11 protein-coding genes are annotated in these 12559 nt (G+C 60.3%); 5 read left to right on the plus strand and 6 right to left on the minus strand.

Annotation, left to right across the window (positions count from 1 at the left end):
- Nucleotides 1–23: 23 nt before the first annotated feature.
- The 5 genes from QE432_RS02420 to QE432_RS02440 are packed head-to-tail and all read right to left on the minus strand — an operon-like array spanning nucleotide 24 to nucleotide 5211.
- Entirely contained in the window at nucleotides 24–1013 is a 990-nt protein-coding gene (locus QE432_RS02420; protein WP_065705758.1) for an aldo/keto reductase, read from the minus strand.
- Nucleotides 1010–2203: a mannonate dehydratase gene (gene uxuA / locus QE432_RS02425; protein WP_065705756.1), complete on the minus strand. Its 1194-nt coding sequence runs from the start codon at nucleotides 2201–2203 to the stop codon at nucleotides 1010–1012. The genes QE432_RS02420 and uxuA overlap by 4 nt, the downstream gene beginning before the upstream one ends.
- Nucleotides 2204–2206: 3 nt before the next feature.
- On the minus strand, nucleotides 2207–3679 hold the full coding sequence (locus QE432_RS02430; RefSeq protein WP_065705832.1) for a mannitol dehydrogenase family protein: 1473 nt from the start codon (nucleotides 3677–3679) through the stop codon (nucleotides 2207–2209).
- Nucleotides 3680–3698: 19 nt separating this feature from the next.
- Complete coding sequence (locus tag QE432_RS02435) at nucleotides 3699–4439, minus strand: SDR family NAD(P)-dependent oxidoreductase (RefSeq protein ID WP_003518213.1); 741 nt, start codon at nucleotides 4437–4439, stop codon at nucleotides 3699–3701.
- Nucleotides 4440–4461: 22 nt separating this feature from the next.
- A complete protein-coding gene (locus QE432_RS02440; RefSeq protein ID WP_019566872.1) occupies nucleotides 4462–5211 on the minus strand; it encodes a GntR family transcriptional regulator in 750 nt (249 codons plus the stop codon).
- A gap of 151 nt (nucleotides 5212–5362) precedes the next feature.
- On the opposite strand from QE432_RS02440, the gene QE432_RS02445 reads away from it, so the two are divergent.
- The 4 genes from QE432_RS02445 to QE432_RS02460 all read left to right on the plus strand — a co-directional run bounded on the left by QE432_RS02445 (nucleotide 5363) and on the right by QE432_RS02460 (nucleotide 10117).
- Complete coding sequence (locus QE432_RS02445) at nucleotides 5363–6403, plus strand: sugar ABC transporter substrate-binding protein (RefSeq protein WP_019566871.1); 1041 nt, start codon at nucleotides 5363–5365, stop codon at nucleotides 6401–6403.
- A gap of 139 nt (nucleotides 6404–6542) precedes the next feature.
- On the plus strand, nucleotides 6543–7583 hold the full coding sequence (locus tag QE432_RS02450; protein WP_019566870.1) for an ABC transporter permease: 1041 nt from the start codon (nucleotides 6543–6545) through the stop codon (nucleotides 7581–7583).
- Between the two features lie 10 nt (nucleotides 7584–7593).
- Nucleotides 7594–8571, plus strand: coding sequence for an ABC transporter permease (locus tag QE432_RS02455; RefSeq protein WP_019566869.1), 978 nt, complete (start codon nucleotides 7594–7596; stop codon nucleotides 8569–8571).
- A gap of 4 nt (nucleotides 8572–8575) precedes the next feature.
- On the plus strand, nucleotides 8576–10117 hold the full coding sequence (locus tag QE432_RS02460; protein ID WP_019566868.1) for a sugar ABC transporter ATP-binding protein: 1542 nt from the start codon (nucleotides 8576–8578) through the stop codon (nucleotides 10115–10117).
- A 55-nt stretch (nucleotides 10118–10172) separates the two neighbouring features.
- Here QE432_RS02460 and QE432_RS02465 read toward each other — a convergent pair whose 3' ends face one another.
- A complete protein-coding gene (locus tag QE432_RS02465; protein ID WP_065705754.1) occupies nucleotides 10173–11159 on the minus strand; it encodes a GlxA family transcriptional regulator in 987 nt (328 codons plus the stop codon).
- Between the two features lie 140 nt (nucleotides 11160–11299).
- Here QE432_RS02465 and QE432_RS02470 point away from each other — a divergent pair, with 140 nt between their 5' ends.
- Nucleotides 11300–12550: a sarcosine oxidase subunit beta family protein gene (locus tag QE432_RS02470; protein WP_003518227.1), complete on the plus strand. Its 1251-nt coding sequence runs from the start codon at nucleotides 11300–11302 to the stop codon at nucleotides 12548–12550.
- Nucleotides 12551–12559: the final 9 nt, after the last annotated feature.

Genomic DNA, 12559 nt, shown 5'->3' on the forward strand with positions numbered 1-12559 from the left:
CGTCCTCCTCCCTGTCGTTGCGGTCAATTTTCGAGGGCGAGCGCGTCGAAACCCGCCCAGGCGGCGTCCGGCACGGCCGTTTCGAAAATAGACAGGTTGCGCAAAAGGCTGTCCGGTTTTGCGGTGCCGATCAGGACACTTGCGACATCGGCATTTTGCAGCGGAAAATGCAGGGCAGCGGCCGCAAGTGCAACCCCGTGCCCGGCAGCGTGGAGCTCCATGGCGCGCACCCGCTCCATGACATCTGCTGCTGCTTCACTATAGTTGAAAGTCGCACCCGGCCTTGCACCCGTCGCAAGAATGCCAGAGTTGAAGACGCCGCCGATGACGAGCGAGGTGCCGGTTTCCGCACAACGCCCCAGCAGCTTTGCTGCAGCCGACCGGTCGAGCAGCGTGTAACGACCCGCCAGAAGAATGCAGTCGATCTCGTCTATCTCCATGAGGTTCAGACAAGCCGGAACCTCATTCACGCCAAGACCGAACGCGCCGATCCGGCCTGTCGCCTTCAACTCGTGCAGGGCCTCGATGCCGCTTTCGGTGAATATCCTGAAATGATGGCGATAGGCCTCTTCCCCAAGCGTGGTCTCCTCCAGATCGTGGACATAGAGAATATCCACTGAACCGAGACCAAGCCGGGCGAGGCTTTGCTCATGCGAGCGCATGATGCCATCATAGCTGTAGTCGTATTCCACCACGAAAGGCAGTGCATCGACAAAACCGTAATCCGGTGTCACGCCCGCTTCAGCCGGTTTCAGAATCCGCCCGACCTTGGTGGACAGCACGAATTCGTCGCGTGGTTTCCCCTGAAGAAAATCCCCGAGGCGGCGTTCGGAAAGGCCCTGCCCGTAATAGGGTGCGGTATCGAAATAGCGGATGCCGGCGTCCCAGGCGGCTTGCAGCGTCTCCATCGCATCTTCGCGGCTGACGCTGCGATAGAGATTACCGATACCGGCCGCGCCGAAGGAAAGTTCGCTCAGCGACAGCGCCGTGCGACCAAGTTTGCGGGTTTTCATGCGGCACCCTCCTCGCGGCGAAGCTGGCGCTCAATGGTGCGGATGACGCCGCGGAGTTCGCCGAGCCCCTTCATGCGGCCAATGTAGGAATATCCGGGATTGGTCTTTTTGGTGATGTCATCACCCAGCAGATGGCCGTGGTCAGGCCGCATTGGAATATTGGTGCGGCGGCCAGCCTTGGCGGCGGCCCGCTCCTCGCGCAACAATGCCTCGATGACTCCAATCATGTCCGTTCCGCCATCCAGATGATCGTCCTCAAAGAAGGAACCATCCGGCTCAACGGTCACATTCCGAAGATGGGCGAAATTGATGCGAGACGCGAACTCCCGTGCCATCGCCACAAGATCATTGTCGCTGCGGGCGCCGTAGGAGCCGGTACAAAGGGTGATGCCATTGTTCGGGCTTTCAACGGCCGAGAGAATGGCGCGAATATCTGCAGGTGTCGACACAACGCGCGGCAGGCCGAACAGGGAGAACGGTGGATCATCAGGGTGGATGCCGAGATGCACGCCCACCTCTTCCGCCACCGGCACGACCTCTCTCAGAAAGGCCAGAAGATTGCCCTGCATGGTCGCGCTGTCGACGCCATCGAACGAAGCAATCAGAGCGGCGATGGATTCGCGCGTCTGCACCAGGGCGCCGCCCGGCAGGCCGGCGATGATGTTACGCTCGAGAAGCGACTGGTCATCTTCGCTCATTTGCGCAAAACGCTTTTCGGCTCGCGCCACGAGCGCAGGATCGTAATTTTCAGCAGCACGAATACGCTTCAGGATGAAGACGTCATAGGCGACGAAATCCGCCATTTCGAAGCGCAGCGCCAATCCGGTATTGCGTGCCTGCCAGCGCAGGTTCGTGCGTGTCCAGTCCACCACCGGCATGAAATTGTAGCAGACGACGGGAACACCCGCGCGACCGAGACGGGAGAGTGTATCTTTCCAGCGCGCAATCGCCTTCGGCGCATCGGCATCGCCGCGCTTGATGGACTGTTCCATCGGAATGGATTCGCAGACACTCCATTCCAGACCGGCCGCCTCGATCATCGCCTTGCGTTTGGCGATCTCTTCGGCCGGCCACGCCGTGCCGTCGGGGATCTGGTGCAGCGCCGTTACAACGCCGCTGGCGCCGGTCTGCCGCACATGCTGCAAGGTGATGGGGTCCGATTCACCGAACCAGCGCCAGGTTTCCTTCATATTCTACTCCTCCGAAAAATGCCGTTCGATGGCGCCGAGTGCGCCGTATTGGACGATGTCGCGATAGACCGCCCGAAGCGCCGTTACGAATGCCTCATCCGCCTGCCATTCAGGCCCGAAGACGCGACGGAATGTTAAAAACCGGTCGATGACCGCGTCCTGCTCTTCGCCGTTGCCGGTGGGTGCACTCCATTCGGAAAATGCCGGATCGGCCATGACAATTGCCTCTCCCCGCTCGTTCAGCGCTGCGCAGGACCGTATCCACATGGCAACAGCAAAAAGAGCGGCCGTATTCGGCGCGCCTGCGGCACGTAGCTCCGCAAGCGGCGCGAGAATGCGCTGCGGCACTTTCTGTGAAGCGTCAGAGGCGATCTGGGCGGCGCGATGACGAAGGGCGGGGTTGGCGAAACGCTGGCGCAGACCGGCAACATAGTCCGGTCCGCTGACGGCCGGGCTCAATGTCGAACCAACCTCCCGCCAGTAACGGTCGACGTAACCGCGTACACGCGCATCGGCATAGATATCGGCGATCGTCTCAAGCCCGCTGCATTGGCCGATTGCGGCCATGGCGGTGTGAGCGCCGTTCAGCATCCTGAGCTTCATATGCTCATACGGCTCGACCTCATCAACGATTTCGGCACCTGACAGCTCGATGCCGGGGCGACCGTGCGGAAAGCGATCCTCGATTACCCAGCGGAAGTAGGGTTCCGCAATTACCGGCCAGGCATCCTCGCAGCCGAGACGCGCCGTCACACGCTCGCGGTCAGTTGCGGTGGTGGCGGGCACGATGCGGTCCACCATGACGCAGGGGCAGGAGAGATTTTCCGCGATGAAGGCAGCGAGATCATTATCGGTGAGACCAGCCATCTCCACCAGAAGACGGTGCAGGATGCGACCGTTGGACGGAAGATTGTCGCAGGAGAGCAAAGTCAGCGGCACAGCCCCGGCGGCCCGCCGGCGTCTTGTCGCTTCCAGCAGAAAACCGAGCGCGGAGCGCGGCTTTTGCGGATGCGCCAGATCATGAACGACATCGGGATGGTCACGAAGAAGCGTGCCCGCCGACAAATCGGCGAGGTAACCCTTTTCCGTGACCGTCAACGTGACGATTCTGACCCGCGGATCGGTCATGGCTTGCAGCAGCCGCTCCGGATCCTCAGGAGCGACGATGGTCTCGAGGATTGAACCGACAATCCGCAGCGTTTCGTTTTCACCGTCACGCAGGCAGAATGTATAGAGATTGTCCTGCGGCGCGATGGCATCGCGAGTATCGGGGCTGCGCAGCGAGGCAGCGACAATGCCCCAGCCGGTTTCGCCACGCGCCAGGCAATCGTCGATGAAGACCGCCTGATGGGCGCGGTGAAAAGCGCCAACGCCGAGATGCACGATACCCGGTGTCACCGCTTTGCGGTCATAGGCGGGCAAAAGGACGTCGTTTGGCAGATGCGGCAACGCAAGGGACGAGAGGCGTTCTGTCATGGTCATTTATCTCCGTATCTCAGCCGAATTGCAGGCCGCCATTCATGTCAACGACAGTGCCGGTCATGAAGCCGGACAGCGGCGAGGCGAGGAAACCTACGGTATGGGCCACCTCCTCCGGCTGGCAGAACCGCCCGACCGGAATGGCTGCAAGCTGGCGCTGGCGGTCTTCCTCTGACAGTTGCTCCATGATCATCGGCGAAACCACATAGGCCGGCGCGACTGCATTGGCGGTGACGCCGAAAGGGGCAAGTTCGCGAGCGGACGAGTAAGTGAGGCCCACCAGCGCCGATTTCGAGACCGAATAGGCCGTGCCCGCCGTCAGGCCACCGGACTTCCAGGCATAGGACGAGATGTTGATCAGCCGCCCCCAGCGGTTTTCCTTCATGGCGGGAACGACGGCCTGCGTCAGCAGCAGGGCGGCATCGAGATTGACGGCCATCAGCCTGTGCCAGTCATCAAGCGTGGTCGCTCCCAGCTTGTGCGGCGACAGCACACCGGCATTGTTGACGAGAATGTCTATGACCTCGAAACGGTTGGCGACATCTTTCATGACGGCCTGCAGCGCAGTCGCATCGCCGAGATCGACGGCGACGGGATCACAAGCACCGCCAAACCCCTCCGCAAGCGCCGCAACAGCTTCGATGTCGCGATCGAAGGCGATTACCCTCGCCCCTTGCGCGACCAGCGCCGCAACCACGGCACGGCCGATGCCGCCACAAGCGCCTGTCACGAGCGCCGTCTTGTGTTTCAGTTCCATTCTGTCTCCTCCACGTCCACTATCAAATGGACAAATGCTTCCGCTCTTCTTCAGGCAACTGTTCGTAGATCACGAAAACCATATCCAGATGCGTCACCAGCGCCTTTTCCGCACCTTCGGCATCGCCACGATCGAGAGCATCCACGACTGCCAGATGCTCTTCGATGACGGCGGGCAATCGTTCCGGCTTTGCCCAATAACGATGGAACCGCGACAGGGTCACCTTGGCGGCAAGGATCGCCTGCCAGACACCTTCGCGACCGGAAAACGTGCCGAGCAGGCGATGAAACGCCTCGTCGGCATGGAAGAAGCCGGATGCGTCGTTGGCGGCAATCACTCTTTCCTGCTCGGCGATGACGTCGCGCATCGTACGGCTCATTTCTTTCGTCCACTTCGGCGCGACTTCGCGCAGCAAAGCCACTTCGAGTGAACGGCGGATAAAATGGCTGTCCTGAATTTCGCCAAGCCTGATCGGCGCAACAAAGCTGCCGAGTTGCGGATAGACGTCCACAAGACCCTCTTCCGACAGGCGCTGGATCGCGGCACGCACCGGGGTGCGCGACACCGAAAACTGACGGCAGATCGAGTTTTCACTGATCGGCGCACCGGGCGCTAGGCGGACCTCGACGATCGCCTGACGCAACGCCGCATGAACCTGATCGGCAACCGAGCCATAACGATTGACCACAAGCTCCACGCTTTCGATTCCGGAGCCGGGGGCCTCTTGATGAGAGCCGCGCCCAGTGAAACCGGCAGTGGTGTTTTTCGTCATGAACGCTCCCCTTCAAAAGGCGGTCGTGAAAATCTCATTGCTACTTGGATACAAGTATACTAGTGTCCATGGTGCTTACGCAAGTCGGCTGTTGGGAGAAAGAGCGATTAAGGGAGGTTCCAGTCGCTTTTTTTAAGGAGCAGGCCGTTTCATGGAGGAGAAAAACATGACGTATTTCATGCGCAGCCTCGTCGCTGCCGCAATCATCGGCGCGGGAGCGTGCGGTGTCGCGCAGGCGGCGGACGCCAGCAAGATCGCCCTCGTTCCGGGCGGTCCGCACCCTTATTTCGCCGCCTGGGAACAGGCCGGCAAGGACGCGGCCAAGGACTTCGGCCTGGCTGGCGCCGACTATAAGGTGCCGCAAAAGTGGGAACTGGCACAGCAGAACCAGCTTCTCGAAAGCCTTCTGAGCCAGGGTTATAACGGCTTCCTGATTTTCCCAGGCGATCCCGTCGGCGCGGTCTCGACAGCAGAGGAACTGACCGGCAACGGCGCGAATGTGATTGCTGGCGCCGGATGCTTCAAGGACCCCTCGCCCGCCGCCTTCTGCCTTGGTACCGACACCGGTAATTCCGCTTATCTCGGCACCAAGGAGCTGATCAAGGCGATGGGAGCGGGCAAAAAACGCATCGCTCATTTCACCGGCTTCCTTGTTGACCCCAACACCCAGCTTCGTATCGATGCCGTAAAAAAGGCAGCTGACGAAGCCGGCGCCGAGGTCGTTCAGGTCATCGCCGATATCGACGCGCCGGAACCGGCGGAAGAAAAGATCAGCGCCTACCTGGCCGCCCACGCTTCCGAAGTGGACGGTATCGTGACCACAGCCTGGGTTCCTGCTGTCGTTGCCTCCAACGCACTGCGCAAGATCGGCGACAAGCGTATCCACATGGTCGGCATCGACCACGACGAAGTCGTGCTGAAAGCGATCAAGGACGGTTTCGTCGACGGCACGATGCTTCAGAACCCCTATGGCCAGGGTTATATCGGCGCGTTTGCACTGAGCAAACTTCAGGCCGGCTGCAAGGTGAAAGAAGATGCGCCGTTCAAATCCAATGCGCTGACGACCAAGTTCATCGATTCCGGCACCGCCTATGTCGATGCCGCCAAGGTGGACAACTACATCGATGCCATGCGCGCCGAGACTAAAAAGCTGCTCACCAACTTCGATACGACCTATCTGAGCTGCAACTAATCATGCCTTGAGCAATTGCCGGGCGGCAAACGACCGCGCCCGGCAATCTGCCCCGCCAGAAAATATTCTTTCAGGCGGCAGCGCAATGACCAGGCGACCCGCGCAGGCGCTTCGGGCGAACCAATACCGGGACAGTTTCATGACCGTGAACGATACTTTGCTCACAAAGGGCTCGCAGGAGGGCGACAGACGAATGGGGTCCAGCCTTTCGCAAGGCCGCTTTTTTCTGACCAATGAATTTGGCCTCATTCTGCTGATCGTCGTCTTCGCCGTCATTTTTGGCGTCGCGGCCAGCGGCTTCCTTTCGCCTTTCAATCTGTTCACGCTTGGTCGCAGTGCCGCGATCAACATCATGATCGGCCTGTCGATGATGGCGGTGATCGTGACTGGCGGCCTCAATCTTGCCGTTGGAGCGATCGGCGTCTCGGCGGCCATGGCCTGTGGTTATCTGATCGAGGTGCTTGGCGTGCCGTGGCCGCTCGCCCTCATTGGCGGTCTCGCCACCGGCGCGGCGCTCGGTTTCGTCAATGGCTGGACCGTCATCCGCACGGGGCTGCACAGCTTCATCATCACGCTTGCCACCATGAGCATCTTTTTCGGCGTGATGATCTTCCTGACGCGCGCCGAGGCCTACCGTGGCCTACCGCCGATCTTCGCCGCCTTCGGAAAAATGAAGCTCGCGACCTATTTCTCGCCGCTGCTTCTCGTCACGCTCGCAACGGCGCTTGCCCTGTCCTTTCTCTACCGACGCACCGTTCTTGGCCGCGAAATGCTGGCGGCAGGCGCACGCCCGGAAGCGGCGGAACTTTCCGGCATTCGGGTCGACCGTATCTTCATTGCCTGTCACATGCTGTCGGGCCTGCTTGCAGCACTCGCCGCCCTGATGCTGGTGACGCGCACGGGCGCCGCCATTCCTTCCATGGCAGGCCAGCTTGGGCAGGACTGGCTTCTGCCAGCATTTCTCGGCCCGGTTCTCGGTGGCACGCTTTTGCAGGGCGGCAAGGTTTCGGTGCTCGGCACCTGTCTTGGCGCACTTTTGGTCACCATGCTCACCAGCGGCCTGCTGCTGCTTCAGCTCGGTGAATTCTGGGTCCAGACATTTCTCGGCCTGCTGCTGTTGCTAGCGGTTTTGATGGACAAGGCGCGGCGAAGCTATCTCGCCCGACGTAACCTGGCTTGAGGACTGGACGATGAAGACCGACAACACCCTTCTACGACTTGCCAGAACCGACTGGTTCGGCCCTCTATTGGTCACGGTGCTGGCAATCGCGCTTATCCGCAGCTTCAGCCCCAACTTCCTCTCTTCCTTCAACATCCAGATTTTGCTTCTTGCAATCGCGGTCAATGCGCTCATCGCCTTTTCCCAGATGATCATCATTGCCATTGGCCAGATGAACCTGTCCGTGGGCGCAATCGGCGGACTGGCGGCAATATCCTTTGCGGGACTGATGCAGGTCTGGGGGCTTCCGGCACCGGTGGCCGCCATTGCTGCGGTACTGATCGGTGTTGTCTGCGGCATGCTCAACGGTCTGCTGATCGCCATCACAGGCATTTCCGCCTTCGTCATCACACTGGCGACCCTGTCGATCTACAAGGGTATCAACCTCGGCATCACCCGGGCGGAGCCGTTCTACGGCGTGCCGGAATCGGTGAAAGCCTTCGGCTCGGCACTGCTCGTTGGCCCGGTTCCGTGGCTCGCCGCACCCACCATCATCATTGCATTCGCGCTGTGGTTCATGCTGCGCCGCCAGCCGATAGGCCGCTTCATCCTTGCCATTGGCGGCAACAGCCATGCGGCAGAGCTTTCCGGCATTTCGATCCGCACGACAATGATTGTGGCGCACGGCATTTCCGGCCTCCTGGCGTCGGTCGCCGGCATTCTGCTCGTATCCCGCCTGCAGATCGGCCAGCCGTCCATTGGCGATGACTGGCTCATCCTGTCCTTTGCCGCACCCGTTATCGGCGGTGCCGTACTGGCTGGCGGGCATGTCAGCGTGGGGGCGACCCTGCTCGGCGTCGTCATCGTTGCCATCATCACGCAGGCACTCGTGCTGTTCTCCATCGATCCGTTCCTCGTGCAGGTGGTGCTTGGCGCAATGATCCTCGCCGCCGTCGGCATCAACCGCCTGCGCGAAACGCATCTCGGCAAAAAGACAGGAAAGGCCTGACATCATGGACAAGCAACCTGTTTTTCAGGCGCGCAACATCGAAAAAGTGTTTCCCGGCGTTCGGGCGCTCAAGGGCGTCAATCTTTCGCTGGAGCCGGGATCGATCCACGCGTTGCTAGGTGAGAACGGCGCCGGCAAATCGACGTTGATCAAGGTCATTACCGGCGTCCACCATCAGAGCAGTGGCCAAATCCTTGTCGATGGGCAGGAAGTACGCTTCGGCAACCCGCGCGAGGCCATTGCCCGCGGCATCGGTGTCGTCCATCAGGAACGCAACCTCATCCCGCGCTTCTCGATTGCCGAGAATATCCACATGGAAAAGCTTGGGGCGCACTATCTCAAACCCATCGACTACGCCGCGCTGAACCGCGACGCACGCCGCTGGCTGCAGGCTCTCAATCTGGAAGTCGATCCGGCGATGCCGGTATCCGAGCTTTCCGTTGCGCAAATGCAGCTCGTGGAAATTGCGAAGGCGCTTTCCCTGCAAAGCCGGGTTCTTTTGCTCGACGAACCCACGACATCGCTGACCCCGAGCGAAACGGACAACCTCTTCCGCATTCTGCGCCGCCTGCGCGATGATGGCGCAAGCCTGGTCTTCGTCAGCCACAAGTTGGAGGAGGTTCTCGACATTTGCGACCGGGTGACGGTGCTGAGGGATGGCGAAAACGCCTGCGAAAGCCGGTCGATGGAAGGTCTCGGACGCCAGGACCTGGTGCGCCTGATGATTGGCCGTGCCGAAGGCGGCGGTGGCTGGCGCAAACGCGCGGTCGAGCACAATCCGCTGGTGCTTGAACTCAAAGGTGTTTCTACCGCAATCGGCCATCGCGATGTCAGTCTTTCCGTGCGCAAGGGTGAAATCGTCGGCCTTTACGGGCTGGTGGGCGCTGGGCGCACCGAATTGGCAAAATCGATCATGGGTAAATTCGCCGTCACGGAGGGCGAAGTCCGGATCGAAGATCGCCCGGCCCGCATCCGCTCCGTTGCCGAAGCCATCCACGAATACGGCGTCGGTTACGTCAGCGAGGACCGCAAGGGTGACGGCCTCATTCTCCAGCATTCCGTTCTCGCCAATGCGGGCGTTCCCATCTGGCGCAAGCTCTCAAACGCATTCGGCGTGCTTTCCGACAGCCGCATCCGTGCGGCGGTCACCCCTTTCCTGCAGAAACTTGAGGTGAAGACGCCGAGCCTGAGCCAGACCGTGGGTAATCTTTCCGGCGGCAACCAGCAGAAGATCAGCGTCGCCAAGTGGCTTGCCGCCGACGTGAAGCTGCTGATTGTAGACGAACCTTCTGTTGGCATCGACATCAAGACCAAGGCCTATCTGCACGATCTGCTGCGCGAGCTTGCAGACGGCGGCACCGCCATTCTCGTCATTACCAGTGACATGCCGGAGATGGTGGCACTGGCCGACCGCATTGTTGTCATGGACCGCTATCGGGTTAAAGGCGTGGTCGAAAACAATGGCGTCTATGCCGATATGAGCGAGGGTATCATGGGCTTGATCCATGATGCGGAGCGCGAAACGGCCCTTTCACGTCAGGCATGACGCACGGCCTTGCCGAAGTGTCATCGCAAAAACCGCACGCTGTTCCGGTAGGGCGTCAGGTACCATCGGACGGCTGCTCGAAATCTCTCCCGGCACGACGCCTTCTGCTGGGCGGGACGCCGTATTTCTGGGTGTAGCAACGGGTGAAATGGGCAGCGGTCGAGAACCCCGTCAGCAAGGCCACGTCAACGATCGAAAGCGAGGTCTGCTGCAGCAGCTCATCCGCCTTTGCCAGCCGAAGACCACGGTAAAAAGACATCATGGACTGGTCGAAATGGCTGGAAAACAGACGGTGGAGCTGGCGAATACTGCTGCCGCACAATTGGCCCAGCTGCTCCGGCGACAGGGGATCCGCAACATGGGTCGTCATGAGTTCAATTGCAGCTTCGAGTACCGGGTGGTGGACGTTGAAACGTTGGCCGGCGCGGCCCAACTGAGGCTCATCGGCCGTTCTCAAACGCGGATGTATGAACCATTCGCTGACATCGCGCGCGAAGGCAGAACCATGGTCTTTCGCAATAAAAGCCCCCATCATGTCAATGGCGGCAACGCCGCCCGCGCAAGTGTAGCGATCGCGATCGATGACGTAGAGCGCACGCTCGATCAGGAGATCGCTGGCATATTCACTAAGCGGATCGATGTGGGTCCAGTGAACGGTAAAACGTCTGCCCGTCATCAGACCGGATTTAGCAAGGATCGCCGCGCCGCCGGAAATGCCTCCGAGCTTGACACCCCGCTGGTTGAGCGTGCGCAGGTTGCGCACAAGTGCCGGATCTTCATAGAGCATGGGATTTCCGCCCGCGACGATGAAGACCAGATCCAGCTTCTCAGACAAAGCCCGCGAAACGGGCGCGGTATCAAAACCTCCGCCTGACGTGGATGCGCCAAACCCGCCATTCGCCGAATAAAACCGGCAATGGTAGAGCGTTTTGCCGGCAAGGTGATTGGCCGCGCGCAGCGGCTCAACCGCCGCAGCCAACGACATCAGCGCATAACCCTCAATGAGTATGAACCCGATCGACATCGACCCTTCGGCGTGCATGACCTGCTCCAAGACAATCCCCAGGGCAAGCTTAGCCGACTTGGCCAAAATGGACAATAATGCGTCCGTCACGGATAAAAAAATCGTGCGGTATCGCGCTATAAACTTGGACAACCGCCCTGTTTTCGAGGAACACAGATTTGCGCTATTCGGCTCTCCAGGTTTTCAAACAGGCCCTGACCGGCCACAAGGGCTGGCGCCCACTGTGGCGGAACCCCGATCCGCAACCTCATTACGATTTCATCATTGTTGGCGGTGGCGGTCATGGACTTGCAACGGCCTATTATCTAGCCAAGACCTTCTCCAAGTCGCGGATCGCCGTTCTGGAAAAAGGCTGGCTGGGATCAGGAAACATCGGGCGCAACACCACGATCATCCGCTCAAACTATCTGCTGCCCGGAAACGAGCCATTCTATGAGTTTTCGATGAAACTCTGGGAAGGGCTTGAACAGGAATTCAATTTCAATGCGATGGTAAGCCAGCGCGGCATTGTGAACCTGTTCCACACCGACGCGCAGCGCGATGCCTACCGCCGTCGCGGCAACGCCATGCTGCTGGCCGGTGCGGACGCGCAACTGCTGGCGCAAGACGATCTCCGCGCTATGATCCCGTTTCTCAATTTCGACAATGCACGCTTTCCGATCAAGGGCGGCCTTTACCAGCGCCGCGCTGGAACTGCCCGCCACGATGGCGTTGCCTGGGGTTACGCGCGTGGCGCCGATCTGGCAGGGGTCGATCTTATCCAGAACTGCGAAGTCCAGGGATTTCGCATCGAGGATGGAACGATCAAGGGCGTGGAAACCAGCCGTGGCTACATCGGTGCCGGAAAGGTCGGCGTCGCCGTGGCGGGATCGACCGGCCGCGTCATGGCCATGGCGGGCATGCGTCTGCCTATTGAAAGCCATGTGCTGCAAGCCTTCGTTTCGGAAGGGCTGAAGCCGACCATACCGGGCGTCATAACCTTCGGAGCAGGCCATTTCTACGTCAGCCAGTCCGACAAGGGTGGCCTGGTCTTCGGTGGCGATATCGACGGCTATAATTCCTATGCCCAGCGCGGCAATCTGCCCGTCATCGAAGATGTCGCCGAGGGCGGCATGGCGCTGATGCCGATGATCGGCCGGGCGCGCCTGCTGCGCATATGGGGTGGCATCATGGACATGTCGATGGACGGTTCACCGATCATCGACCACACGCCTGTGAAGGGCCTCTATCTCAATGCCGGCTGGTGTTACGGCGGCTTCAAGGCGACGCCGGCCAGCGGCTATGCATTCGCGCACCTGCTGGCCACGGATACCCCGCATGATACGGCCAAGGCCTACCGGCTCGACCGGTTCGAAAAGGGCTATGTCATCGACGAAAAGGGCGCCGGTGCCCAACCGAACCTTCACTGAGGCTTGAAC

Origin of the sequence: Agrobacterium sp. SORGH_AS_0745 (genome assembly GCF_030818995.1) — a bacterium.
Classification (GTDB): domain Bacteria; phylum Pseudomonadota; class Alphaproteobacteria; order Rhizobiales; family Rhizobiaceae; genus Agrobacterium; species Agrobacterium tumefaciens.

Bases quoted from the DNA above. Each gene is read 5' to 3' on its own strand.
- uxuA (WP_065705756.1), bottom strand. From the start codon at position 2,203: ATGAAGGAAACCTGGCGCTGGTTCGGTGAATCGGACCCCATCACCTTG.
- QE432_RS02455 (WP_019566869.1), top strand. From the start codon at position 7,594: ATGAAGACCGACAACACCCTTCTACGACTTGCCAGAACCGACTGGTTC.
- QE432_RS02450 (WP_019566870.1), top strand. From the start codon at position 6,543: ATGACCGTGAACGATACTTTGCTCACAAAGGGCTCGCAGGAGGGCGAC.
- QE432_RS02445 (WP_019566871.1), top strand. From the start codon at position 5,363: ATGGAGGAGAAAAACATGACGTATTTCATGCGCAGCCTCGTCGCTGCC.
- QE432_RS02460 (WP_019566868.1), top strand. From the start codon at position 8,576: ATGGACAAGCAACCTGTTTTTCAGGCGCGCAACATCGAAAAAGTGTTT.
- QE432_RS02420 (WP_065705758.1), bottom strand. From the start codon at position 1,013: ATGAAAACCCGCAAACTTGGTCGCACGGCGCTGTCGCTGAGCGAACTT.
- QE432_RS02435 (WP_003518213.1), bottom strand. From the start codon at position 4,439: ATGGAACTGAAACACAAGACGGCGCTCGTGACAGGCGCTTGTGGCGGC.
- QE432_RS02440 (WP_019566872.1), bottom strand. From the start codon at position 5,211: ATGACGAAAAACACCACTGCCGGTTTCACTGGGCGCGGCTCTCATCAA.
- QE432_RS02430 (WP_065705832.1), bottom strand. From the start codon at position 3,679: ATGACAGAACGCCTCTCGTCCCTTGCGTTGCCGCATCTGCCAAACGAC.
- QE432_RS02465 (WP_065705754.1), bottom strand. From the start codon at position 11,159: ATGCACGCCGAAGGGTCGATGTCGATCGGGTTCATACTCATTGAGGGT.